Origin of the sequence: Alkalihalobacillus sp. TS-13 (assembly GCF_019720915.1) — a bacterium.
GTDB lineage: Bacteria > Bacillota > Bacilli > Bacillales > Fictibacillaceae > Pseudalkalibacillus.
Genome location: NZ_JAHKSI010000001.1, coordinates 1 through 24778 on the forward strand (window position 1 = coordinate 1; position 24778 = coordinate 24778).

At 41.8% G+C, this 24778-nt stretch carries 24 protein-coding genes and 2 pseudogenes; 20 read left to right on the forward strand and 6 right to left on the reverse strand.

The genetic code is table 11. The features are described from left to right. Positions 1-330 precede the first annotated feature (330 nt). From KOL94_RS00005 to KOL94_RS00055, 11 genes and pseudogenes are all read left to right on the forward strand, one after another. Positions 331-540: a VOC family protein gene (locus KOL94_RS00005; protein ID WP_221563018.1), complete on the forward strand. Its 210-nt coding sequence runs from the start codon at positions 331-333 to the stop codon at positions 538-540. A gap of 44 nt (positions 541-584) precedes the next feature. Then, a complete protein-coding gene (locus KOL94_RS00010; protein WP_221563020.1) occupies positions 585-935 on the forward strand; it encodes a DUF2200 domain-containing protein in 351 nt (116 codons plus the stop codon). A 136-nt stretch (positions 936-1071) separates the two neighbouring features. Then, positions 1072-1436, forward strand: a pseudogene (locus KOL94_RS00015) (cupin domain-containing protein). A 288-nt stretch (positions 1437-1724) separates the two neighbouring features. After that, the gene (locus tag KOL94_RS00020; protein ID WP_221563022.1) at positions 1725-3317 is read left to right on the forward strand and encodes a metal ABC transporter solute-binding protein, Zn/Mn family; all 1593 of its coding nucleotides are present in this window, start codon (positions 1725-1727) and stop codon (positions 3315-3317) included. A 280-nt stretch (positions 3318-3597) separates the two neighbouring features. Then, positions 3598-3932 (forward strand): annotated as a pseudogene (locus tag KOL94_RS00025) (NIPSNAP family protein). A 19-nt stretch (positions 3933-3951) separates the two neighbouring features. Then, positions 3952-4404, forward strand: coding sequence for an NUDIX hydrolase (locus KOL94_RS00030; RefSeq protein WP_221563025.1), 453 nt, complete (start codon positions 3952-3954; stop codon positions 4402-4404). Positions 4405-4602: 198 nt separating this feature from the next. Further along, a complete protein-coding gene (locus KOL94_RS00035) occupies positions 4603-5535 on the forward strand; it encodes a bifunctional helix-turn-helix transcriptional regulator/GNAT family N-acetyltransferase (RefSeq protein ID WP_221563027.1) in 933 nt (310 codons plus the stop codon). A 32-nt stretch (positions 5536-5567) separates the two neighbouring features. Further along, positions 5568-6020: a VOC family protein gene (locus KOL94_RS00040; protein WP_221563029.1), complete on the forward strand. Its 453-nt coding sequence runs from the start codon at positions 5568-5570 to the stop codon at positions 6018-6020. 201 nt (positions 6021-6221) lie between these two features. Further along, positions 6222-6587: a Na-translocating system protein MpsC family protein gene (locus KOL94_RS00045; protein ID WP_221563031.1), complete on the forward strand. Its 366-nt coding sequence runs from the start codon at positions 6222-6224 to the stop codon at positions 6585-6587. A 140-nt stretch (positions 6588-6727) separates the two neighbouring features. After that, on the forward strand, positions 6728-7750 hold the full coding sequence (locus KOL94_RS00050; protein ID WP_221563033.1) for a Nif3-like dinuclear metal center hexameric protein: 1023 nt from the start codon (positions 6728-6730) through the stop codon (positions 7748-7750). Positions 7751-7771: 21 nt separating this feature from the next. Then, positions 7772-8887: a hypothetical protein gene (locus KOL94_RS00055; protein WP_221563036.1), complete on the forward strand. Its 1116-nt coding sequence runs from the start codon at positions 7772-7774 to the stop codon at positions 8885-8887. Here KOL94_RS00055 and KOL94_RS00060 read toward each other — a convergent pair. The 3 genes from KOL94_RS00060 to KOL94_RS00070 form a co-directional block, all read right to left on the reverse strand. Beyond that, positions 8860-9351 (reverse strand): hypothetical protein, encoded by a 492-nt coding sequence (locus KOL94_RS00060; RefSeq protein ID WP_221563038.1) that lies wholly within the window; start codon positions 9349-9351, stop codon positions 8860-8862. The two genes, KOL94_RS00055 and KOL94_RS00060, sit on opposite strands and share 28 nt — an antisense overlap. 151 nt (positions 9352-9502) lie before the next feature. Further along, positions 9503-11611, reverse strand: a complete 2109-nt coding sequence (locus KOL94_RS00065; protein ID WP_221563040.1) for an NlpC/P60 family protein — start codon at positions 11609-11611, stop codon at positions 9503-9505. 259 nt (positions 11612-11870) lie between these two features. Beyond that, positions 11871-13010: a DUF2927 domain-containing protein gene (locus KOL94_RS00070; RefSeq protein ID WP_221563042.1), complete on the reverse strand. Its 1140-nt coding sequence runs from the start codon at positions 13008-13010 to the stop codon at positions 11871-11873. 378 nt (positions 13011-13388) lie between these two features. On the opposite strand from KOL94_RS00070, the gene KOL94_RS00075 reads away from it, so the two are divergent. Further along, positions 13389-13865, forward strand: coding sequence for an SRPBCC family protein (locus KOL94_RS00075; protein WP_221563044.1), 477 nt, complete (start codon positions 13389-13391; stop codon positions 13863-13865). A gap of 164 nt (positions 13866-14029) precedes the next feature. On the opposite strand, the gene KOL94_RS00080 is transcribed toward KOL94_RS00075, so the two are convergent. The 3 genes from KOL94_RS00080 to KOL94_RS00090 are packed head-to-tail and all read right to left on the reverse strand — an operon-like array spanning position 14030 to position 16775. After that, positions 14030-14854, reverse strand: a complete 825-nt coding sequence (locus KOL94_RS00080; protein ID WP_221563046.1) for an ABC transporter permease — start codon at positions 14852-14854, stop codon at positions 14030-14032. 33 nt (positions 14855-14887) lie between these two features. Continuing rightward, the gene (locus tag KOL94_RS00085) at positions 14888-15694 is read right to left on the reverse strand and encodes an ABC transporter ATP-binding protein (RefSeq protein WP_221563048.1); all 807 of its coding nucleotides are present in this window, start codon (positions 15692-15694) and stop codon (positions 14888-14890) included. 25 nt (positions 15695-15719) lie between these two features. Next, positions 15720-16775 carry an ABC transporter substrate-binding protein gene (locus tag KOL94_RS00090; protein WP_221563050.1) on the reverse strand — a complete coding sequence of 352 codons (1056 nt, stop codon included), beginning with the start codon at positions 16773-16775 and terminating at the stop codon, positions 15720-15722. Between the two features lie 447 nt (positions 16776-17222). Here KOL94_RS00090 and KOL94_RS00095 point away from each other — a divergent pair, with 447 nt between their 5' ends. From KOL94_RS00095 to KOL94_RS25035, 8 genes are all read left to right on the forward strand, one after another. Next, a complete protein-coding gene (locus KOL94_RS00095) occupies positions 17223-17747 on the forward strand; it encodes a cupin domain-containing protein (RefSeq protein WP_221563052.1) in 525 nt (174 codons plus the stop codon). Positions 17748-17830: 83 nt separating this feature from the next. Continuing rightward, positions 17831-18775, forward strand: coding sequence for a VOC family protein (locus KOL94_RS00100; protein ID WP_221563054.1), 945 nt, complete (start codon positions 17831-17833; stop codon positions 18773-18775). A 17-nt stretch (positions 18776-18792) separates the two neighbouring features. Then, positions 18793-19584 (forward strand): SDR family oxidoreductase, encoded by a 792-nt coding sequence (locus KOL94_RS00105; RefSeq protein WP_221563057.1) that lies wholly within the window; start codon positions 18793-18795, stop codon positions 19582-19584. Between the two features lie 22 nt (positions 19585-19606). After that, the gene (locus tag KOL94_RS00110) at positions 19607-21295 is read left to right on the forward strand and encodes a thiamine pyrophosphate-binding protein (RefSeq protein ID WP_221563059.1); all 1689 of its coding nucleotides are present in this window, start codon (positions 19607-19609) and stop codon (positions 21293-21295) included. Positions 21296-21467: 172 nt separating this feature from the next. After that, complete coding sequence (locus KOL94_RS00115) at positions 21468-22916, forward strand: aldehyde dehydrogenase family protein (protein WP_221563061.1); 1449 nt, start codon at positions 21468-21470, stop codon at positions 22914-22916. Positions 22917-22928: 12 nt separating this feature from the next. Then, positions 22929-23711, forward strand: coding sequence for an aspartate dehydrogenase (nadX, locus tag KOL94_RS00120; RefSeq protein ID WP_221563062.1), 783 nt, complete (start codon positions 22929-22931; stop codon positions 23709-23711). 23 nt (positions 23712-23734) lie between these two features. Further along, positions 23735-24208, forward strand: a complete 474-nt coding sequence (locus tag KOL94_RS25030) for a VOC family protein (RefSeq protein WP_260412140.1) — start codon at positions 23735-23737, stop codon at positions 24206-24208. Continuing rightward, the gene (locus KOL94_RS25035; RefSeq protein ID WP_260412141.1) at positions 24154-24702 is read left to right on the forward strand and encodes a VOC family protein; all 549 of its coding nucleotides are present in this window, start codon (positions 24154-24156) and stop codon (positions 24700-24702) included. The genes KOL94_RS25030 and KOL94_RS25035 overlap by 55 nt, the downstream gene beginning before the upstream one ends. The last annotated feature ends 76 nt before the right edge of the window (positions 24703-24778 follow it).

Sequence of the window (24778 nt, forward strand, 5' to 3'; positions counted from 1 at the left end):
TCAAACTCCAAAATTGTCCATTAATACAACTTAATCCCATGATTCAAACCACTATTAATAATGAACCACTATAAAAACTTAAGAAATCTAAAGAAATCCAAAGATTACCCTTTCTTTATAGAGGGAGTTTAGTTGAATAAGCATTTCTTATAGCAAATATCTTTTAAGGAGGAGCACAATAATGAAAGCAAGACTTTTACTGGTTCGTGCAAATGTTAAAGATTTAAAAAAGCTGTAAAGTGGTATGAAGAGGTTTTAGGTTTTTCAGTGGCAGCTTCATGGCCTCCAGAAAAACCTAATTATTAGCATTTTGAACACTATGGGGGAGCGATGTTTGGATTAATGGAGCATGAAAATTACCCTTCACCAGGACGTTTTAATTTCTATGTGGATAATGTAGATGAATTGTGTGATGAATTAAAAGACAAAGCTGAAGTATTAGAAGAACTGTCCTCTACACCTTATGGAAGTAGGAAGTTTACTATTCATGATATAGATGGAAACGAATTAGGTTTTGTATTAGATGATATTTCTAAGTGAGTCCATACGGGCCATTTAACGAAATAATTAAGGGAGGATGTATCATGACCAAACATCAGATTTATACAATGAGTGTCGCAAGAGTCTACCCTCATTATATTTCGAAAGCAGAGAAAAAAGGGCGTACAAAATCAGAAGTCGATGAAATCATCCGTTGGTTGACAGGATATAGTCAGGAAGAGTTAGACGTACAACTGGAAAAACAGACAGACTTTGAGACATTCTTTGCGGAAGCTCCCCAAATGAATCCTTCACGGACTTTGATCAAAGGTGTAGTCTGCAGCGTCCGAGTGGAAGATATCGAAGAACCAACGATGCAGGAAATTCGCTATTTGGATAAGCTAATCGATGAGTTAGCAAAGGGAAAAGCGATGGAGAAGATTTTGCGGAAATAATAATTAAATACGAAGAAACACTGATTCCTTTTATATTAAATAATCGGGCGAGCTTCTGGAATAAGGACAGTGCTCATTTTTTATTTAAAGAGTCAGAATGTAGAATATAAGAAGCGAGGGAAAAAGGAGGAATCTAATGGATTATTATCCGATTAACTAAGAGAGAAGTTGTCTAAATTTCGTGAGCAATGGTCTCCCAAAGTCATTGGTGAAATGAATGACTATCAGTTTAAGCTGGTAAAGATTCTAGGGGATTTTGTATGGCACGATCATAAAGAAACTGATGAGGTATTCATAGTACTTGAAGGCGAGATGACCATCGGTTTTCGTGATGGAGAACTCAAACTCTCCAAAGGAGAAATGTATGTTGTACCAAAAGGTGTGGAGCATAAGCCCTATGCTGAAAACGAATGCCATATAATGCTGGTGGAGCCAAAAGGTGTAGTCAACACCGGTGAAACCACAGGCGAATTGACTGCTGAAAACGATGTATGGATTTAAACCAATAAATTGTATGTATTGAACAATCTCTAATTACAGAACACTTTTACCTAATAGGATATGGTCTCCTAAAGTGTTCTTCAAGAAAAGGGCGCAATTCAACCAAGATCGGATGGCGTCCATTGTTCCGTTAAAGGGGGGCTATACTTTAATAGAATAAAGATATAAATTCACTAAGCCGGTTCAATAAACCGGCTAGATTTTTTGGGTTTAACAAATCGTAATTATTACGATTTACAAATCGAAATCATTACGATATAATGTTTTCAAATAAAAGGGGGAGTGAAATTGTTTAAAAAATTTGTAAGCGTACTTAGTTTATTTACTGTCATTTTTACGTTAGCTGCGTGTGGAGGAGAATCAACAAACAGTAGTGAAAGTGAAAAAGACCCACAAGGTAACGAAGAGTTGAAGGTTTTTACAACGGTTTATCCTCTTCAGTTTTTTACTGAACAAATCGCAGGAGAGCAAGCTTCTGTGGAATCTATTCTACCACCCGGATCAGACTCGCATACTTATGAGCCAACCACCAAAAAAATGCGTGAAATCGCTGATTCCGATGCTTTTATCTATAGCGGAGCAGGTTTAGAATCATATGCTACCCAAATCTCCGAATCTATTCAATCTGAAGACGTCAAGATACTAGAAGCATCAAAAGGAATTGACTTGGAAGAGCATGCACATAACCATGAAGGAGATAAAGGCAGCCACGAGGACGAACATGCTGGACATAATCATGGGGATCAGGACCCGCACGTTTGGCTGGATCCTATTCGTTCTATTCAGTTGGCAGAGCATATAAAAGATTTATTAGTTGAATTAAAACCTGAGCAAGAAGAAGTATTTAACAGAAACTTTGAAGAGTTGAAAGGAAAGCTTGAAAACCTAGACCAAGAGTTCCATACAGAGCTTGAAAGTTTACCAGAGAATAAAATTATTGTATCTCATGCAGCTTATGGCTATTGGGAGAAATCCTATGGAATCGAGCAAATCGCAGTGTCTGGCTTGAGCCCTTCTAACGAGCCTTCACAAAAAGAGGTACAAAAGATTATTAAAACTGCTGAAAAGTACGGTTTAAATTATGTGTTTTTTGAACAAAATGTAACTCCTAAAGTGGCGGACTTAGTTAGAAAAGAAATCGATGCAGAGGCTTTACGCATACACAATTTATCCGTATTAACAGAAGAAGATATAAAGAATGATGAGGACTACTTTACACTTATGCAGCACAACTTAGAGGAACTAACAAAAGCTTTATCTGAACCCTCATCAGGGGGATCATCTGAAAAAAAAGAACAGGGTGAACACGATCACGATCATAGTCATGCACATGATGAAGAAACAGAAAAAATTTATGAAGGGTATTTTGAAGACAGTCAAGTGAAGGATCGATCTCTTTCCGATTGGGAAGGAGACTGGCAGTCTGTATATCCATATCTTCAAGATGGTACCCTTGACGAAGTATTTGCTTATAAAGCAGAACACGAAGGTGACAAGACAGCTGAAGAATATAAGGAATATTATAATGAAGGATACCAAACTGATGTCGGGCGTATTACGATACTAGGTGACACGGTAACATTTTTCAAAAATGGAGAAGAATATTCTGGAGAGTATATCTACGATGGGTATGAAATTCTAACATATGATGCGGGAAATAGAGGGGTAAGATATATATTTAAATCAAAAGAAAAAGCTAAAGGACTTCCTCGATATATTCAGTTTAGTGATCATAGTATCTATCCGACTGAATCTGATCACTATCATCTGTATTGGGGTAATGACCGTGAAGCTTTATTGGATGAAGTTACCAACTGGCCTACTTATTACCCATCAGAAATGGATGGCCATGACATTGCCCATGAAATGATGGAGCATTAAATTAAGAGTGCATGGATTATTACTTTGATAAGTAGGTATGAGTCAAAGGTTCACCCATAAATCTCTTCGTCTTTAACAGGCGTACTCATCAAATTTGAGTACGCCTGTTTGTTATAGTGCGCCTGGTATATCTGGGGGCATATCCGGGTAGGATATGTCTCTTTATCTGCAATAAGGGTAAGCTCCTTTTCTTTGAAATAAAAATTGAGTTAGAACTTAAAATTTGAAATAATTGATATTAGGCAAGATAGCAGTATTACTTATATGAGGGGGGACTTTTTTGTTTTTCCGAAGAAAATTTTATATTGTGAAAAATCAATTTGTAGAAGTATTTAATGCCCACTTTAATAACACAAATCTTCCTAATCAACTAAAACATGGTGCGAGATTTATTGGCCGTTGGATGAAGGAGAATGATGATCATACCACCGAAGTTTTTGCAATTTGGGAGTATGATAGTTATGAAGACTATAAAGAGAATCTAATGTAAGAAATGATAAAGCACATGTTAAACGTGTCCAAGACTGGTATCAACTACATGGTGGGAAAAAGAACGTATTTAAAGAATACATATTAGAAGCCAGAAATGAAGAGATAACATCAACAGTAAAGTAAAGGAAAGTAGGATGAAAAGATGGATTATGTTAAAGATCTAAGACGATTAGTGGGCCACAAACCTTTAATTTTAACTGGTTCGGTTGTGTTAGTATTAAATGAAGAAAACGAACTTCTTTTACAACATAGAAGAGACGGTGGTTGGGGATTACCTGGTGGTCTAATGGAGTTGGGAGAAAGTCTAGAGGATACTGCTAGAAGAGAAGTAGAAGAGGAAACAGGACTTATAATTGGTGATCTAGAGCTATTAGGAGTTTTCTCAGGTCCAGAATATTACTTTAAGGTCTCCAATGGTGACGAATTATATTCTGTAACAGCAGTATACGTAACAAAAGATGTTAAAGGTAAATTAAAAGTTGATCAATCGGAGTCCTACGAAGTTAAATACTTTAATTTGGATAGATTACCAGAAGATGTAACCGAAGAATATCGTAGCTACATCACACCATATATTAAAGATTTGGTTGAATAAGTTATTCCGCAAAAGGAGCCTTCCCTCGGGAAAAAATTTGGCGTATTCCAATGAAAATTTGGGTGCTCTATTTATATTTTATGCAATAGTAACAATCTATTAGAAAACAGCTTTTTTTAATATATATAGTTGACTCAGTCAATTAAAAATAGTAAACTGAGTTAAAATTGAAATTTCAGAATACTCGGAGGAATCTCTATGGAATCGACTCAATACGTAGAAAAAATCCGCAAGTTCAATCGATATTATGCAAATGTTCTAGGCAAGATCGATCAGGAAATCTATAATCAACCATTTCCATTGACAGAGGCGAGAGTGATTACTGAAATCAATTACAGGAATGATTGCACAGCAACTGAAGTGAGAGAAAACCTTGGAATTGACCGAGGTTATATGAGCCGGATTGTCCAACGGTTTGAGGATGAAAAGATCATCGAAAAGAAACAATCAACAGTCGATAAGCGTCAGTATTCACTTTATCTTACCGAGTATGGCAAAAAAATTTATGACGAATTGGTTGATCATGCAAATCGTGGTGTATCGAAAATGATCCAACCTTTATCAGACAGTGAACTGTCCAAGCTGGTTGCATCGATGGATACGATCGAATCGATATACACGGAAAGATCTGCACAACCGAAAGTGATCATCCGTCCCTTCAGAGCAGGGGATGTTGGTTATGTGGCACATCTCCATGGCAGGTTGTACGATGAAACCTATAAGTTCGGAAAGATGTTTGAGTACTATGTCATGAAGGGTTTGACAGAATTCATGATTGATACCGATGGAGGAGAATTATGGATAGCAGAAGTGAATGGGGAGACGGTCGGTTCGATCGCCATTACGAAATCCAGTGGTACAGTAGCACAGCTAAGATGGTTCGTCTTAGATGAAAATTATCAAGGAATGGGCATTGGAAAAAAACTCATGGAGACTGCACTCAATTTCTGTCAAGAACAACACTATCAGCACGTATTCCTCTGGACGGTAAGTACGTTGGATACGGCTCGGTACCTTTACCAAAAATATAATTTCAAGCTGACTGAAGAAAAACCGAATGAAGAATGGACTGGGGCAAAGTTGATTGAAGAACGATGGGACCTCGATCTTACTGATGAAACCACAAAATAAATTGAACCGAAACTGGAAAGGAGATGCTAAAGTTGGCAATAAAATATGTTCATACCAATATTGTGGCAAAAGACTGGTCAAGTTTGGCTAGGTTTTATATAGAGGTTTTTGATTGCAAGCCAGTATATCCTGAAAGAGATCTTTCAGGTGGATGGATTGATAAGATAACTAATATTGATGACGTCAGAATAAAAGGTATCCATCTTAGCTTGTCTGGATACGAAGATGGACCTACTTTAGAGATTTTTCAATATGAGCCAGAGAATCTAAGAAATAATACCACTCATATAAATGAACAAGGTTACACGCATATAGCATTTCAAGTTGATGATGTTGAAAAAGTGCTAGCAAAGTTACTAGAACACGGCGGTAAGAAATATGGGGAATTAGTGAGAAAGGAATATGATTCAATCGGTACGTTAACGGTCATTTATGCCGAAGATCCAGAAGGTAACATAATTGAAATCCAGAAATGGGATAAATGATTTTTAAGAATTGTACAGACCATATTTGAACTGCCCCTTGATATCAGCCTCACTTTGGGGTCATGGGAGGAGATACAACATAAAAAGGATTGAGTTGCGCATTTTCCATTTAAGGTCTTTACATAATTGGTGTTCTATGATAGATTTTTAATATCAAAATAATTAGAAAATTTAAAAAGGTCCAGGGAACTGGGTGGTTTGATGACATGGACTGCTGGCCAGTTTAAACAGGAAATCATCAAAGACTATAATAATATCAATCTTCGGATGTTTAATATAGGCGTTAAACGTCAAAAGGTCGATATTATCGGGGAAAAAGTGTTGATTCTTGCGATACATAAGAGAATCCCTTCTCTTAAATATTTAGACGAGATGAATCGCTTTGTTACCCGGATTGCTGATACAGCCATCATTGATGCGTATAAGGAACAGCTGAAAATGACGATTGAAGAAAAATATGAAATGAAGGTCCACTCCGTCTTGAAGGACTATGATCCAGTCACCGAGTGTTCGGGGACGATCATCATCCTAGACAAGGATGCAAGTGCTTATATTTCTGGATTATAGGTCTCTTAAAATTTTATACCATTGACTGGTAGAATGAACTCTATTTGAGTGCAGTAAAACCGTCAGTACAATCTTGCAGATGAATGTCTGCTAGATACGTGCTGGCGTTTTTTTATTGATTTTATAAAGGAGGAACGAAAATGAAAACAGTAGCCGATGTACTTGACGCCTTGGATGTAATGACTGGGGGGAGGGTGGTAAAATCGCCAGGTGATATGACGAAAGGCGATCATCCATTCGTCATGATGAAAACATCCAATCTTCCAGGAAAAGGGGTCATGGAAACGCCTGGCCTCGTCTATGGTGACCTTGAGAAAGAGGTGAAAAAGCTGGCCGTCACGATGACGATGACAGAAGGAAGCATCGAACTAGCCGGAGCAACAGGGGTTGATACGATTGTCGCTCATCACCCGATCGCTGAAGCGGCGAATTCTGGTGGGGTTACCTTGAAAAACTATTTGGACCTCTATGATTTAACTGCATTTGAACTTCATGAGGCCTTTCACGGTCTGCATCCTGGAATCTCTTATTTGCACGGTCATCAAGTCTATCGAACGGAAATTTCTTATGGCGGAATTCACGGAAACATTTTATTCATGGGACAAGTTATAGAAGAGGTGAAGACGCTTGGCGACATTTTAACCCGGTTGAATACGTTCATGGGTGCTTCAATCGAGGAAGAAATGATGCACATGGAAAGGGAAATCAGGAATGTGCCATCATTGATCGAAACAAGCATGAGGACCCGGGGCCGAATTGTGTGCGGTGAGGAACATACACCAGTGAAGAACATCCTACATATCTTCCCGCATACAGGTTTTACACCAAATCATTTAAGGCAGGCTGTTCAGGAAAACCCGGAAATCGATACGGTACTTGTATCAATCAGCCGCGTATTTGACGGGCATTCCCTGATTGAGACAGCAAAAGAACTGGATCTTAACTTTGTCATCGGGAATTGTCATGTTCTCGAGATTCTTGAAAACGGCTTGCCGTTAGCGTATGCCCTTGAGATGTTATTACCTGATGTGGAAATCGTCGTGTTTCAGGAACGGATAACGAGTACTTCTTTACGTGAAGTGGGGACTCCGAAAATCCAGGAATATGGCGAGGCTATGGCCTCCAGGTATCTAACGAACAAAAGAGCAGTTGTACGATCTTAAAAAAAGAAGGGAGAGTTAAACATGAGCGAACCGAAAATTGCAGTGAAGCAAGAAGTGGAAGAAGTCATAGTCCCGAAACAGGATAAAAGGAAATGGACAAGGATCGAAGTGGTCGGACTTTGCCTGGTTATCGCCTCTCTGTTGACCCTTTTGATTTCTCCAGGTGCATTGGCTGGATTATTCAACTCAATCATCGATCAGGTTTTCCCTGTTGTCGTCGAAGTGTTCTTGACAGGAACAGTAGGGGTTGCGATCATCGTCAGTGTCATTATCGGGAGAGGGTTGGAACGACTAGGATTTACGGATGCTTTGATCCGGATTTTCATTCCATTTACAAAATACATGAAAATCAATTCGTCCGTCGTCATTCCGAGCATCTACAATATCCTTGGTGACATCAATGCGGCAGGCAAGATTGCCGGGCCGATCCTCGTGCGTGCAGGGGCAACCAAAGCTGAACAGAAAATAGCTGTTGCAACGATGGTTCAGTCCCAGCAGTCGTTCGCCACCTTTATGTTGGGGATGGTCGCCATGACAGCAGTAGGTGTCAATGCTTTCGTGGTCGTGGTTTTAGCCGTGTTTTTACCCGTGTTGATTGTTCCTTTCCTTCTTTCAAAAACGCTCTTTCGTGATACAAAAGCGGTCCAGTTAGAACAACTGCCTAAATTCACCCCGAATACACGCTTCCTTCCGACATTGTTCAATGCGGCTCGTGAAGGGGCGGAACTGTTATTCCTTCTGATTATTCCGGCAGTCGCAGTCGTCTTCGCGCTCATAGGGGTACTCGACTATATCGGAATCTGGTCGTCGATCGAATCCGGTTTATCAACCGCGCTATTAGCACTTAGCATCGATCCGGAAACAGGGATCCTATCCATTTTAGCAAGCCCAACACTTGCTATGGGTCAGTTAGCGGACGTTGCCAGTAACATGGATCCGCGTTTGGTGATCGGATCGTTCGTCCTTGCATCATCCGGACTCCCATTATCAGCTGTCCTCGGGCAAATTCCAGTCATATGGGCAGCCAACTCTGACCTGAATGAAAAGGAAGCGATGGGAGCAGCGGTACTCGGAATCTCCATGCGTATCGTCACTGCTTTCCTTATCGTCTATTTCGTGACACCGTTATTGGTTTGATCCATGTGCTTAGGAAGAATCAAGGATAGATCAAAGTGAAGGCAACCTGTTTCAACTTCTTGGACAGATTGGTAATCAAGAAAGAGAGGGATCACCTTACGATTCTGACTTTCTTCTATTATAAAATGTAAGCCGATTGAACGGTCTATTGGGAAAAGCGAAACGCCTTTCGGGAGAGTAAGTTGAACCTGGATGGTTTCCGGTTGAGAAGATGGACAAGATCCTAAATGGCTACCGGCAGATTCCATCTGTGCAAAACCTGTTGTGTCAGCTGATTGATGATGGATCCTTCCTGTTGCAGTGATCCGTCTGCCAGGAAGGATCAACCCACCTTGATGGTAAACATCCTTTCCAATCGATGAAGATAGCCGTTGTTCGTCCCACAGGATGCAGATTGAATAGGTATGGCCTGGTAATATCGGGAGAGCCATCATTGCTAACACTTCAAATCCGATATGATTCATATGAACTTCCCCCTCCGTGATGTCATACTAAACACTATGTTCAAAGGAAGGAAGTCATACATGGGGAAGGGTTTTTGTCTGTTTCGCTATATACAAAAAGAGCCTCAACAATAGAGGCTCTTTTCTTTAGTCCAGTGATTCCAGGTTAAGATTATTGTAACCTGATAGCACCAACATAATATTGTTTTGCAACATCGTCGGTCATATTGAATGTTTTGACTGTGCCATAGGTTTTGTAGGAGATGACGTACTGTCCGTCCCCGATATAGATGGCCGCATCAGCCAGGTTGTCACGGCTACCGCCGAAGAGGAGGACATCCCCAGGCTGAAGGTTCGCTTGATCGTTGATCCATTCACCATGATTGCTCATCTCCTGGGCGTTCTCCGGCAGAGTGATCCCTTCTGTAACATATAGCTCCGTAACAAAGGTTTCAGACTGATCGTCCGTGATTTGTTCGCCAAGATGGGATTCTGCTTCAGCAGCGATCCTCTCCCCTAATGGAGGAGTCGTCGGTTCAGATAGCCTGATGGCACCGACATAGTATTGTTTTGCAACATCATCTGTCATATTGAAGGTTTTGACCGTTCCATAAGCTTTATAGGAGATGACGTATTGTCCGTCTCCAATATAAATGGCCGTATCAGCCAGGTTGTCACGGCTACCTCCGAAGAGGAGGACATCACCAGGCTGAAGGTCTGCTTGATCGCTGATCCATTCACCATGATTGCTCATGTCTTGAGCGTTCTCCGGAAGAGTGATCCCTTCTGCGGCATAAAGCTCCGAAACAAAGGTTTCAGACTGATCGTCCGTGATTTGTTCGCCAAGATGGGATTCTGCTTCAGCAGCGATCCTGCCCCCTAATGGAGGAGTCGTCGGTTCAGATAGCCTGATGGCACCGACATAGTATTGTTTTGCAACATCATCGGTCATATTGAAGGTTTTGACCGTTCCATAGGCTTTATAGGAGATGACGTATTGTCCGTCCCCGATATAGATGGCTGCATCAGCCAGGTTGTCACGGCTACCGCCGAAGAGGAGGACATCCCCAGGTCGAAGGTTCGCTTGGTCGCTGATCCATTCACCATGATTGCTCATGTCTTGGGCGTTCTCTGGAAGAGTAATGCCTTCTGCAGCATAAAGCTCCGAAACAAAGGTTTCAGACTGATCGTCTGTGATTTGTTCGCCAAGATGGGATTTTGCTTCTTCCGTGATCCTTTCTCCCAGACTAGGCTCAGTGGGTTCGTTATTTTCATCATCAGAAGCCGTAAGCGAATCCCATAAAGCAGGGTCTTCCTGTCCTAATGCCCAGGCTCCCCAACCTTTCAACCCGAATTCGTCCGCGATTGAAATTTTTTCTTGGAGGCTTCTTGCATCATCAAACCAAATTTCGTAGTTGGTTCCTGAACGTTGGTCCATGAAATTCGTATAGTTGGTTTTCGACTGTTCGTCCCATTTCACTTCAGCATTGTTTTCCTGAATAAGGGCACTTGTCCTTGAGTAAGTAATGCCATATCCTTTCGTTGTATCTGTCCAATAACGACCGTAAAAAGGAACTCCCAAAACCAGTTTTTCATTTGGAATTTTAGTAGTTAAATAGCTGACGGAATTTTTCATCCAGTCATAAGGGGCGACGGGTCCCTCAGGGCCACCAGGATAGCTATAATCATAGGCCATGATGAAAATCGTATCGGCAATGTTTCCAAGTGCCCCATAATCATAGGATCCATACCATCCATAGTATGTATCTTGGACAGCAGGAGCGACAGCCACATCGACCGTTTTACCATGTGGTTGAAGCTGATCAGCTAATAAACGGACGAAATCGGTATGTTGATCTCTTTCTTTCTCTGAGAGATTTTCAATGTCAACAACGACTCCATCCAAGTTATTTTCAAGGACACTTTGGGTCACTTGATCAGCTAGGTTTTCCCTGTTTTCCATCGCTTTGACACCAAGTTGATAATTAAAAGAGTTTCCGAGAAACGGTGTCACTTTGTATCCATTGTTATGGGCATAATCGACCAACTCAGGATCGACTGTTTCAATCAAGTTTGCATCTGCATCCAGATGGAAATACTCTGGTGAGATCGTTCCGACTTGATTGTTCGTTTTAGAAAGCTGTTGTTTATATTCTTCTGTGGTCCCGCCAAACAGGTAGACGATATTATTCCTGTCAGGTGTCCCCTGTGCGGAAGCACTATTTAAAAGAGAGAATGAAAACATAAAAAATAAAGCTAACAACCAGATTATTTTTTTCAAATAGAATCTTCCCTTTCCCTAAATGATGGTTTTTATTTCCCATACGCAGATTACAATCCCCTTAAACTTGTAATCTAGCTGAAAAATAAGTAAAATAAATGACTTTTTAAGAGTAACAACAAGATCACTCGTAATACAATAGCAAATATCTAAGTAAATTATGGAAAATATCTTATTAAAACAAAAAAGAGTTCCGAAAATCGGAACTCTTTGGTAATCAATCTAGCTTTTTTAAGATGGGTTCATATTTTCAGTGGCGTCATCCTTTGATTCTAGGTTCCAATACGCGTTGGACATCTTTTTCACTCATCCCAGGTTTGATATCTTCCCGGTATAGGATTTCGATCAATTTCTTATCGATTTCACTGAGCTTCGTTATCCGATTGTTGTTATAGGGATAGAGAATGCTTTTTTTAGTATCTTCTAAATGACCATAAAGACCGAGTGAGTGGGTGATTTCATGTAAAATAGTGGTTTTACGCAATTGCTGGTCCGTGTCTGTACCAACAAGAATCTTTGACGTTATGATTTTACCGTCCGTTGTGACCTTTTCAGGTATAGCGACACCTACTACCTGCTTATTCCCGACTCTTAAATCCTCTTTAAATCCGTAATCCTTAAATTTATGGGTCGGGACGAAATAGATGTCCAACTGATGGTTTGTATAATTGGATGTTCCGTTTTTTAGTATTTTGAATTCGATGGGAAGCATTTCATTCAATCTATCAAAATAGGATTTGAAAACTTTGGAATCCTGGGTTGTAGGCTTTCCATGGACATAGACACCGACATAATAGGTCCACTTAATTACCTCTGTTAATGACTTTTCTCCGTTATGGAAATATAATTGTTTGAAAGTATCAACCGTATTTCTCGAATATGTACGGTTATCGATTTGGAAATTGACTTTCTTATCCGAAGTCAATCCATTTTCTTTTTCTGCTTGAATATATAAGGTGTGCTCCCCCTCCTTGGTGTACGCTTTTCCAATGTCATTGGGTTTGCCATCCATCGTTACCTTATATTTGACGCCGTCTTCTTTTACCAACCTGAATTTCACTTCTTTGTAATAAATCTTTTTTAATTCATCCTTGAATTCAGGTTTTTTGGGTGGTTGATCATCGATTTCAAAGGTTATTGTTTTCGTATCCTCATTCCACCAACGTTCGGCTGTGACGCTCAACTCGTATTCTCCGTTTCCTGTCACCTCATGACCGTTTTGAATGTCTTTCCCGTTCAATTGCATGGTAAAAGTACCAGCAGTCTCTTCATCAATCTTTATGATACGAGCATCAGGATAGACCTTATTACTTTCAATCCCCGATAGTTGGATTTCCGGCTCAGGTAGACATCCTGACAAGACAAATAAGCTAATAAATATAATAATTGCTCTCAACATATTCCACCCCCATCATCCATTATAAACATAGTCAATGACAGGTTTTAACTGGTAATCCTTTCATATTAGTTTAGTTGATAGATGAAGTGACGTTTTCGTGAGCGTAGAACATAATAAGAAACCAAACCTTTAGGAGGGAAAAGAATACTGAATAAAGATGTTCAAATTATGGATGTATTTAGACAACCAGGGAGTCGAGGGTGAATGACAATCTGAGCATTTATACTGATAAAGGACCTCTAGCAGTTATGAATAAAAAGGAATATACGAACACTTAACGAAACCCTAATTAGGAAAAAGCCGAATAGGGGATGAAAAGAAAATGGAGGTCATCCTACCTACGAATCAATCAAGACTTAATTTGAGGAGGGCTGAATCATGAATGAATATGGAACGTTACATGAAAAAGATGGACGTTATGCGTTGCGGTTTGAGCGTGTCTTTCCTTACACGGCAGAAGAGGTTTTCCGCGTCATTACGGATCCTGATGATTTCGTCAAATGGTATCCGTTCGCAACAGGAAATGTGGATCTCAGCATTGGTGGTAAGATTTACTTTGATGATGGTGAAGGATCCCAATATGAGGCCGTCATCACTGAATTGGAAGCCCCGAAAGCGTTCAGTTTCCGGGAAGTGGATGATTTGATTGAAATTTCGTTAACAGAAGAGGACAACGGTATCCGGATGGTTTATATCCATACGTTTGATGATCCTACCTACGCACATTATATGGCAGCAGGATGGCATAGATGTCTGGACGTTCTAAGCCAGATCATCAACGGTAAACCGATCGAATGGCCAGAAAATGCGGAAGAATTACGTGCGACGTATGCTGAAACATTTGGAAAGGCATAAAGTGAAGGGATAGATTTTCAAAGCGGTCTATCCCTTTTTCCATTAAACGATGGAGATAGGAGGTTCCTTGACTAAATCCTTCAAACAGGCAAGTTCATTCCCGTCCCGTCCGAATATAATTACCACTATTGTCATCTTGAATCGTATTTCCTTTAGTGACTTGATTAACTTTTATCAGGCTTCCATAGGGAAAAACGTTTTTCCACCATTCCTAACAATGTAGTTAGAATGATTCCTGTCAAAGTGATGACTAACACACCTACGAACATTCGATCTGTTTGTAAGTTTTGACCATCGTGAGTCAATTGATAACCAATCCCGGATGAAGAAGCAAACAACTCACCAACTACTACAGCTATTAAGCCCTGTCCAATACCTAATCGAATACCAGTCAATAAAAATGGAACTGTCGATGGAAGGGCAATCGTCTTGAAAATTTGGAGGTCATTAGCTGCGAATGTCCGGGCTGCTTTTATTAAATTCTGATCCAGCGTGTTCATTGCTTTTTGGGCGCTCATGACAATCGGAAAGAAAGCCATCAAAAAAACAATTACGATTTTAGATGCAGGACCAATCCCAAACGCAATAATAATTACTGGTAATAACGTTACTTTAGGTGTTACATACAAACCTGATATAAAAGGGTTTACAATCGCATTTAAAGTTTTATTCCAACCAGAGAATACGCCCAATGGAATCCCGATGGCCATTGCAAACAGAAATCCGACACCAAACTCATATCCACTCACACCCATATTTCGCCAAAATACCGGGTCCTGTACCATGATCACTGCTGCTTGCATAATGGATAAGGGAGAACTGATGAATAACGGGTCAACCCATTCATTTCGGGAGACAACTTCCCACCCGATAATGAATGAAACAACAGATAAAACACTCAGAACAAATTCTCGTTTACCTGATCCTATCTTTTTTAGACTGCCTTTTGATAGGTTAGAGGAAAGCTGGGCAACTTCATTTTTAGGCATCTGCTTTTTCCTTTCTATTATTAGTCTTCTTTTCTATTCGAACCCTTGCTTCGTCGATTCTTTTTCGATGATTGACCATATATGGTCAATGAGCTGTAAAAACGCAGGGTCACGTTTAATGTTCAAATCTCTTGGTCTAGGGATATGAATATCTACTACATCTACCACACGCCCAGGTCTTGCTCCGAATACAAACACACGGTCAGCCAAATAGATGGCTTCATCAATTTGGTGTGTGATGAAAATACTTGTCTTTTTGGTTTCACTCCAAATTCTGAGTAATTCTTTCTGCATAAATTCCCTTGTTTGGGCATCCAAAGCAGAGAAGGGTTCATCCAACAATAATAGAGAAGGATCTACCGTTAACGCCCGAGCGAGATTTACTCTTTGCTGCATTCCACCTGATAATTCGTGGGGGTAGTGATGTTCATAACCATTCAGACCAACCATATTGATATATTCCTGTGCCCGTTTCTTTGTTTCATCAGAAACCCTTTTTTGGATTTCAATACCGTATAGCACATTATCCAAGACTGTCCGCCACGGAAAGAGACTAGGGGTTTGAAAAACGACGGCTCTGTCTTTCCCAGGTCCATCCACATTTTTGTTATCAAGTGAAATAGTCCCCCTGCTTGGCTTGAGTAGACCAGCAACAGTATTTAAAAAGGTGGTCTTCCCACATCCACTTGGTCCTACTATACAAATGAATTCGCCTTCTTTTATATCTAAATTAATATTTTGAAGGGCTACGACTTCAGTACCTGTCTTGTTGTTTACGTAAGTAACATCTAAATATCTGGAGGATAATTTATAATTATTCTCAATTACTGTTCCATCCATTTTCATTCATCCTTTTCCTTATGGATTAGTTGGTTGAAAAGGCTTCTTCTATATAGACGTTTGTCCATATACCACCTGGTTTCGTATCATGCTCCATTTTGACTCCGGACATATCGGCATACTCCACTAATGGGTCTTGTGCATTGTCCCATGCCTTTTGGTTCATTTCTCCATATCCCTTAAAGGTATCTTTTAGTCCGATTAATGATTTTTCTAAAACAATTGCGTCTACTCCATCAAAGTAAGATACAATTGACTCCGCTGCTTCTTTTGGATTTTCTCGAGTGAATTCAATTCCTTTTCCAACCGCCCGTACCACTTTCTCCGCCAAATCTTGATTCTTTTCTAAATATTCTTTTTCTGCAAAAACCACTTCCCATACCATATTTGCATACATCGGTTCTTCGCTTAATTTAATCCATAAATCCCCAACACCCTGTTCCTGGACCTGTAAAGAAAACGGAGGTGAACTTATCCCGCCATCAACGATTCCTTGCTTCATTCCGCCAATCTTTGGACCTCCGCCTGTCAATTTCACCGTTTCAAGTGATGAAGGGTCTTGTCCATGCAGCTTCATTAAATATCGTGTATAGATATCACCAGAATCTCCGACAACATTAGTGCCGATCTTTGCACCATTTAAGGCAGCAATCTGTTCCTTAAGCGATGCGTCATCTGATAATTCATTTTCCTTCAGGTACTCGTTAGATAAAGCTATTTCGTAAGTTAGGGCAGAGTTTAAAGATTGAATGGCTACTAAATCTTCTCCTGCTTCAATGGCTGCAAACATACTTCGAGGGCCGGAGATAGCAAACTGAGCCTGTCCAGATAACAATGACGCAATGACTTGAGAACCCCCTCCTCCTGAAGAAATTTCTGCTTCAATCCCTTCTTCTTTAAAAAAACCTTGCTCGATCGCAACATAAAAAGGAGCTAGCGATAAAATTCGGGCCGGCTCTGTAAACGTAATTTTTGTTGTTTCATTTGTTCCTGAAGCAGATTGATTTTCTGCACCATTACATCCAGTTAATGCTATTACTATAATGCAAATCGAAATCGCGATAAGTTTTTTCTTAAACATATTACTCCCCCTCGTATTTTTTCCAGATACTTTTAAAAACCCAATTTCGTATTAGTACAGCAAAGATAAGCCTTCCCCAAATCAGAGATGGATGAAATAGGCACGTGTTATGATCAATGATCCCTCCTTAACTGATGTTTTACATATAAAACGTCGTTTTCTTTATAAATCAATATTAAGTAAATTACTATATGATGTCAACGACTATTCTGAAAATTTTGTTTTAAATGAAAATACTGATATTAAGTAGGATCTGGCACAAATGTAGGTAAACAGCAAAATAAAACGTTCATTTTTAATTCGAGGGGATCAATTTTTATATAAAAAACAGTGTTTTATTTTTTCGGGAAATGTATTGACAATATTTTCAGACAATTCTATACTCTATTTGTGATAAAAAACGTTGTTTTGTATATGAAACAACAAAACTTTTTAGGAGGAATCATCATGTCTGAAAAACCATTCTCAATTCAAGAATTCAAAAAAAAACATGTAGCACGTCTAAGCGATCGCAGCCCTGACTGGAATGTTCTGTCGTTTCAAGAAGAGGTTGATCCGAAATATCGCAGGGCACAAATGAGGTACATCGGAAGAGGGGCGACTGCCAACAATGACGCCAAGGTCATCGAAGCTGACAATTTTACACTCAGCACCATGGTCCTGCCGGCAGGTTGTGAAGGACCATCGCATCTTCACGAAGATGTTGAGGAAGTCTTTTTCATCTTGAAAGGGAAAATCACCGCAACACTCACAGTAGATGGACAAACCTATGAGGTTCCATTGAATACGAGGGACTGCATCAGTGTACCTCCTGGATATTACCGTGGGATAAGGAATGATACTGATGAAGAAGCGCTTATGCTCGTCATGCTTGGAACGAACAAGCCCCAACTGCCATCTTATCCTGAGGGCAGCGTGCTTGAAAAACTTAGAATTGAACGGAAAAAAGAACGGGAAGCAGCAATGAAGTAAAATCTTACAACCTACAAGGTTCCATACAGGACATTCAATCCTGTATGGAATCGATCATTCACATTCAGGAAGGGTGGATGCAAATGATTAATATTACACATTTAAGGCACATCAGTCTGCTTACCCCGAATATGACCGAACAAGCGGAATTTTATGATGGTATTTGGGGATTGGACAAGGTTTTTGAAGATGTCGAATCGGTTTACTTCCGCGGGGAAGGCCCTGAGCATCATATTTTGAATTTGAAATCCAGTGAAAAAAGAGGCCTGCATCATCTTGCATTCGGTATGGTCGACAAAAATGCAGTCGATCAGGCAGCAGAAACATTAGCTTCTTTGGACATACAGATTATACAGCCTCCTGGATACCTTGATGAGGCTGGAACTGGATACGGCTTACGGTTTTTAGACCCTGAAGGAAGATGCATTGAGCTTTCCGCATGGGTGGAAATCCATACGACTGAATGGTCCAAAAAAAATGTCGATCCGGTGAAACTCAATCATGTTGTTTTAAATACAGTGGATATCGATAAAATGGTCGATTTCTATACAAAGGTTTTAGGGTTCAAGGTTTCCGACTGGAGTGAGCATCAGATGGCGTTTCTCCGGTGTAATAAGAATCATCATTCCATTGCGTTCAATCAGGGTAAGCATGCATCTGTCAATCATATTGCTTATGAAGTCAGTAATGTTGATGAAGTGATGCGTGGGATTGCGAACGTACGAAATGCAGGGCTTGAAGAATTATGGGGGCCAGGTCGCCATGGTCCGGGAAATAATGTGTTCTGTTATTTTCAAGACCCGGCAGGATTCGTCATGGAGTATACGTGCTATCTTGTAACGATCGAGGACGAATCGGAGTGGGAAGCGTTAGTGTGGAAGCGTGTACCTCATTTGATCGATCGGTGGGGCGTCGCTGGTCCGCCTTCTCCGGAAGCTCGTGCTGCGATGGCTGGTGAGCCTGATGAAGGCTGGGCTGTCAGCGCTGGTTGGAATCCAAAAAGTCGGCTAGATGAAGACGGTCTGTAATTGAAAGGAAGAGATCAATGGATTTAGGACTAAAGGACAAGGTTGCAATCGTAATGGGTGGAACTTCGGGTGTCGGTTTGAAAACAGCTGAAATGCTGTTGCAAGAAGGCGCAAAGGTCGCGATTTGTGGAAGGGATCGCAACAGGATGGACAACGCTTTCGACCAGCTTACGAAAATAGCAGAACCAGAACGGATCTTTGCCGGGACTTGTGATGTTACAGATCAAAATGAAGTGAACGATTTTGTAGGTTCAGCTGCAGACGCCCTCGGTGGGGTGGATATCCTCATCAATTCTGCTGGACGCAGTGTAATGGGGCATTTCTTCGATATTACCGATGAACAGTGGACAGAGCAGATCCAGCTTAAATATTTTGCGATCATTTACGCGGTACGTGCTGTCTATCCATACATGTCCAAAAACGGAGGCGGAAGGATCATCAACATCAATGCGACCCTTGCGAAAGAGCCGGAACGGCATATGGTTGCAACGGCAGCTACACGATCTGGCTTGTTGAATCTGAGTAAGACGTTAGCACATGAACTGGCACCAGATAACATTCTCGTCAATTCAGTCAGTCTTGGGTTGATCCGTACCGACCAGTGGGAACGGAGAAGAATGAAGAAGGCACCAGATGCTGATCCGGAAACATGGTATGCGGAGCTAGCTGAAAAGAGGAAGATCCCGCTAGGCAGGGTTGGAGAGACGGAAGAGGTTGCAAGTGTCATCGTTTTCTTAGCTTCAAACAAAGCAAGCTACGTATCAGGCACCACCGTCGAAGTAGCTGGCGGAATCGGGAAAGCTTTGTAAAATCACAAAAGGTTGGATGCAAATGAAAACAGAAATTCAAACAGAATTCACGACTGCAGATACGCTCGTATATGAACTTGTGAACGCAGGCGTCGAGGTTGTCTTCGGCATCGTCAGTATTCATAATATGCCGATCTACGATGCGATTTCACGAGAAGGATCCATCCGTCTTATTACGGCTAGAGGGGAAAGCGGAGCTGTCAATATGGCTGATGGATACGCAAGGTCGACAGGCAAGGTCGGGGTCGTTCTGACAAGTACAGGAACTGGAGCTGGAAATGCTGCTGGATCCCTCGTTGAAGCATGGAGTGCAGGAACTCCTCTTCTTCATATTACAGGTGAAGTCGGTTCATCTTACTTAGGAACTGGAAGAGGCTATATCCATGAATGTAAAGATCAACTGGCCATGATGGAAGGTGCTTGTAAGGAAGCATACCGGTTACGTAAACCGGAGCAAATGGGCCCGATCATACGGAAAGCGATTCATAATGCACTGATAGCACCCGCCGGTCCGATAACGGTAGAGATTCCAATTGATTTCCAATCTACAATCATTCCAGAAGTTGAGATTGTAGATACGAACGATAATGGAACCTATAACTACTCTCAAAAGGAACTGCCTGAACAGATCCTCAGAAAAATAGCTATGGCACGCCGCCCGATCATTTGGGCTGGTGGAGGCGTCATATCTTCCGGGGCATCAGAGGAAGTGAAGCAATTGGCGGAATTGATTGGTGCCGCTGTCATTACAAGCCAATCAGGAAAAGGTTCCATCCCTGAGGACCACCCTCTCTGTATCGGACATTTTGCTTCTTATGATTCAGTAAAAGAACTCTTGGTTAAATCCGATTTGTTAATCAGTATCGGCGTTCGCTTTCGTGGAAATGAAACATCAAACTGGAAGGTAAAGACTCCTGATGAACATATCGCGATTGATGCAGATGTAAATGCGCTGAACCGTAATTATTCGGTGAAACAGGGGCTGGTCGGGGATGCGAAACAGATACTTCAGCAGGTTTTGAAGGCCCTTTCGAACAAGCCTGTTGCTCCTAAGCCTGATTATACGATTGAGGTGGAATCGGTCAGAAATGAGGTCCGTACAGTCTTGAGAAAAACACTCGGTCCATATGAAGACATATTGGACGCCATGAGGGAATCGCTGCCGAAGGAGACTGTTCTCGTCCGTGACGTTACGGTTCCGGCAAATGTTTGGGGTAGCCGGTTATTTGAAATAAACGCACCACGTACCTCGATCCATGCTTCTGGAGGAGGGATAGGGCAAGGATTGCCAACGGCGATAGGAGCACAAATCGGTAGGCCGGATCGCACAGTCGTTTTAATGGCTGGAGATGGTGGTTTCATGGTGAATGTCGGAGAATTGGCCACCGCTGCAGAAGAAAACCTGCCGCTTATCATCGTATTGTTTGATGATAGCGGATATGGCGTACTCCGTAATATTCAAGATGCCGCGTATGGTCGAAGGGTAGCCGTTGATTTATTAAGTCCTGACTTTGTAAAGCTAGCCCATTCAATCGGCTTCAATGCTGAAAAAGTCGACTCACCAGAGCAGTTCAGGTCCGAATTGCAGACTGCAATCTCTGATCGGCAGCCGACTATGATTGTGGTAGATATGGAGGCTGTCGGTCCGATGGCGAAGCCTTTTAGCGGACCACCAGGAGCAGCGGAAGCATTCAAACCAAAAAAGTTATAGAAGTTGTTCAAAAAGTCCGGTAAAAATAGCTGTCGAATTTCTTCGTTACTCGGTCTCTCCGTTCCTCACGTATAACCACATACGTTCCGATCCTCGAGACTGACGTGCCTCGAACTTCTCGGCTCTTTTTATCCTCCTTTTTGAACAGTACTAATAGAGGAGGGACGACGAGATGATAAGTGTATTCCCTGAAACTTCAGGTCAGTTTTTGATAAACGGTGAATGGAAAAAGACGCAAGACGTTGCAAACGTGATCAATCCTGCCAAGGCAACAGAGGTGGTAGGTGAAGTTGCCTTATGTTCTGAAACGGATGTTACGAAGGCAATCGATGCAGCTGAGCAAGCCTATAAGGTATGGTCAAGAACTTCCGTAGAAGAACGTGCGGAACGGATGAAGGAAGCTTCGCAAAAATTGAGCAGGGTGATCGAACAACATGTTTCCTTATTTGTAAGGGAAAATGGAAAAACCATCGTTGAGGCGAAAAAAGACCTTTTGAGATGCGTCGAAGTGATGAGTAAAGGTGCAGATAACCTGATGGAATGGTGGAAGCCTGAACCTGTGGAGGGACAAGCCCAGAAGGTGCAGATCCGGAAGCGTCCCCGAGGAGTTACAGCCGTCATTTCCCCTTGGAATTCACCGATGATCTTGACCTTCAAGCGGGCGATCCCAGCGATTCTTGCAGGAAATTCAGTTGTCATCAAACCTGCAACGTATTGTCCATTGACGGTGATTTCATGCTTGAAAGAAATCGAAGCGTCATTTCCGCCAGGAGTCATCAACGTAGTTACAGGTTCTGGATCTGTAGTAGGTGAAGCGTTATGTAACGATACACGTGTCCGGACCATTGCGTTTACTGGAAGTACAGAAACAGGTAAGCAAATCATGAGTCAATCAGCAAATAGCGTCAAAAAGCTGTATATGGAACTAGGAGGTAATGATCCTGCTCTTATTCTAGACGATGCTGTCTTGGATGAAGATGCGATCAAACGAATCCGGATGGGTATTTTGCGGGCATCTGGTCAGGTATGTTCGGCAATTAAACGGATTTACGTCCACAAAAGCCGATATGACGAGTTGATCGACAAACTGAAGAAAGAGTTTGATCGTGTCGTCGTCGGTAATGGTATCCAGCCTGATGCAACAATGGGGCCGATCAACAACCAGACGCAATATAAATTTGTAACCGAGCTGCTTGAAAGGACGAAGCAATCGGCTGCGAAGGTTGAGACGGCTGGTCGGAAATTGGATGCGGCTTCCTGGGATGAAGGATACTTTATGCTCCCGTCCATTGTGACCAATATAAGTCATGACAGTGAACTCGTGAAGACCGAACAATTCGGACCGATCATTCCGGTCCTTCCGTTTACTGACTTAGACGAAGCGGTTGAAATGGCGAATGATACCGAATTCGGTTTACGAGCTTCGGTCTGGACTGCAAACGAGGATACGGCTATCGCGATTGCAGATCGCCTGGAAGCCGGAGCCGTGTTCCATAACAATCATACTGTCTTCAAAGATCTTCGCTTAGATTTTCCTGGCATTAAAGAAAGCGGGCTTAGCAGGGAAACCCGCTGGGGAAGCTTGGAACTTTTCACAGACAGCTACGGCTTTGCCGATTAAGGAGGACGGCTGATGAGGATTGGATTAATCGGATGCGGGAATATCGGTACATTTCTTCTGGAGACGATCAATAGCAGACGTGCCTTCCCTGAATGCTCCATAGGTGCCGTTTTCGAGGGCCGTAGTAAAGATTTGTCCCCCCTCGCTGAAACGTATGGTGTGGAAATCTATCAAGACTTCCCAGCATTCCTGAACTCTGGCATTGACTTAGTCATCGAGGCAGCGACGGTCCAGGTGGTTGAAGAATATGGACCGACAATCGTTGGAAATGGAAAAGACTTTTTGATTGTAAGCGTAGGTGCGTTAGGAGACAGTGCTCTATATGATCGTCTGAAAACATTGTGTGAAAAACATGGGGCGAAGGTTTTCATACCATCAGGAGCAATCGGCGGTTTGGATATTTTAAAAGCCGCTAATTCGATTAATCAACTGGATTCCGTTTCAATTACGACCAGAAAATCACCGAAATCTCTCGGGGAAGAAACACTGACAGAAGAAAAGGTGATCTTTAAAGGAAGCGCTTCGGAAGCAATCAAATGTTTTCCGAAAAATACCAATGTATCGATCGTTTTATCATTGGCGGGATTAGGGGGACAGGAAACAGAGGTTCAGATCATAGCCGATCCGAAGGTAGAAAAGAACATTCATTTAATTGAAGCGATGGGCGCCTTTGGGAGGGTAGAGGTGATGGTTGAGAACGATCCGATGCCTGATAACCCGAAAACGAGTTACTTAGCGGCTCTGAGTGTGCTGGCAACCTTGAAGAACAGAAAAGAAACGATCCTTTTAGGCTAGAGAAGAGCGAAAGGAAGGATACGATGAATAAACTGAGACCGTTGTTAGGAAACAATGTCATCAATCAAATCGCCTTTGTTGTACATGATATCGAAACTGCTTCAGAGGCGTTCGCGAAATTACTTGGCATGCCAAAACCAGAATGGTTTTTGACCGGGTCGCTGGAAATTTCACAAGTCGTTTATCGTGGTGAGCCTTCCGCGGCACGCAGCAAGCTGATCTTCATGGATACGCCATCTATACAGATTGAATTGATTGAACCGAACGAAGATCCCAGCACGATGCGGGAGTTTTTGGACATTGATGGAGAAGGGATCCATCATGTTGCCTTCGATGTAGATGATATGAAGGATCGGGTCAGTAGATGGAAAATCAAGGATTCCCGGTCTTACAGACAGGTGAGTTCACTTCCAGCAATGGCAGATACGCGTATGTTGATACGTTGGACCAATACAAGACACTTGTCGAGCTGCTGGAGCGGGAAGAGCCGCAGGTAAATACTGATCGTCAGAATGAAAAAAGCGAACAGGAACCGTTGCTTGGGACGGATACCGTAACGCAGATGGCGATCGTCGTCCGCGATATTGAATCAACTGCCGATGCCTATTGTAAGCTTTTAGGGGTAGATAGGTCGTCCATCATTCAATCCGGACCAGGTGAAATGACGAAGATTGAATTCCGAGGTCAACCAACTGAGGCGAAAGCGAAATTCATGTTTATCAAAACTCCGCTCATCGAACTTGAACTGATTGAGCCAGATGATGCTTCTCCAAGTATTTGGAGGGAGCACCTTAATACGAAAGGGGAAGGGATTCATCATATCGCGTTCGTAGTCAAAAACATCAGGGAGAAAATCGGTATGCTGGAGAGAATGGGCTATCCAGTGATCCAAAAAGGATCCTTCTGGAATGGTAGAGGTGAATACGCTTACATAGATACGACTTCAATGTATAAAGTAGTCATCGAACTGCTTGAAAAATATGAGAATTGACCATGTCATGCATTATTCAGCTATGTTAATAGAACCCTAGTCCATAGTTTGATATTTGGAAAGATCTATAGCTTTA

Bases quoted from the DNA above. Each gene is read 5' to 3' on its own strand.
- KOL94_RS00005 (WP_221563018.1), top strand. From the start codon at position 331: ATGTTTGGATTAATGGAGCATGAAAATTACCCTTCACCAGGACGTTTT.
- KOL94_RS00010 (WP_221563020.1), top strand. From the start codon at position 585: ATGACCAAACATCAGATTTATACAATGAGTGTCGCAAGAGTCTACCCT.
- KOL94_RS00030 (WP_221563025.1), top strand. From the start codon at position 3,952: ATGGATTATGTTAAAGATCTAAGACGATTAGTGGGCCACAAACCTTTA.
- KOL94_RS00035 (WP_221563027.1), top strand. From the start codon at position 4,603: ATGGAATCGACTCAATACGTAGAAAAAATCCGCAAGTTCAATCGATAT.
- KOL94_RS00045 (WP_221563031.1), top strand. From the start codon at position 6,222: ATGACATGGACTGCTGGCCAGTTTAAACAGGAAATCATCAAAGACTAT.
- KOL94_RS00050 (WP_221563033.1), top strand. From the start codon at position 6,728: ATGAAAACAGTAGCCGATGTACTTGACGCCTTGGATGTAATGACTGGG.
- KOL94_RS00055 (WP_221563036.1), top strand. From the start codon at position 7,772: ATGAGCGAACCGAAAATTGCAGTGAAGCAAGAAGTGGAAGAAGTCATA.
- KOL94_RS00060 (WP_221563038.1), bottom strand. From the start codon at position 9,351: ATGAATCATATCGGATTTGAAGTGTTAGCAATGATGGCTCTCCCGATA.
- KOL94_RS00070 (WP_221563042.1), bottom strand. From the start codon at position 13,010: ATGTTGAGAGCAATTATTATATTTATTAGCTTATTTGTCTTGTCAGGA.
- KOL94_RS00075 (WP_221563044.1), top strand. From the start codon at position 13,389: ATGAATGAATATGGAACGTTACATGAAAAAGATGGACGTTATGCGTTG.
- KOL94_RS00080 (WP_221563046.1), bottom strand. From the start codon at position 14,854: ATGCCTAAAAATGAAGTTGCCCAGCTTTCCTCTAACCTATCAAAAGGC.
- KOL94_RS00085 (WP_221563048.1), bottom strand. From the start codon at position 15,694: ATGGATGGAACAGTAATTGAGAATAATTATAAATTATCCTCCAGATAT.
- KOL94_RS00090 (WP_221563050.1), bottom strand. From the start codon at position 16,775: ATGTTTAAGAAAAAACTTATCGCGATTTCGATTTGCATTATAGTAATA.
- KOL94_RS00095 (WP_221563052.1), top strand. From the start codon at position 17,223: ATGTCTGAAAAACCATTCTCAATTCAAGAATTCAAAAAAAAACATGTA.
- KOL94_RS00100 (WP_221563054.1), top strand. From the start codon at position 17,831: ATGATTAATATTACACATTTAAGGCACATCAGTCTGCTTACCCCGAAT.
- KOL94_RS00105 (WP_221563057.1), top strand. From the start codon at position 18,793: ATGGATTTAGGACTAAAGGACAAGGTTGCAATCGTAATGGGTGGAACT.
- KOL94_RS00110 (WP_221563059.1), top strand. From the start codon at position 19,607: ATGAAAACAGAAATTCAAACAGAATTCACGACTGCAGATACGCTCGTA.
- KOL94_RS00115 (WP_221563061.1), top strand. From the start codon at position 21,468: ATGATAAGTGTATTCCCTGAAACTTCAGGTCAGTTTTTGATAAACGGT.
- nadX (WP_221563062.1), top strand. From the start codon at position 22,929: ATGAGGATTGGATTAATCGGATGCGGGAATATCGGTACATTTCTTCTG.
- KOL94_RS25030 (WP_260412140.1), top strand. From the start codon at position 23,735: ATGAATAAACTGAGACCGTTGTTAGGAAACAATGTCATCAATCAAATC.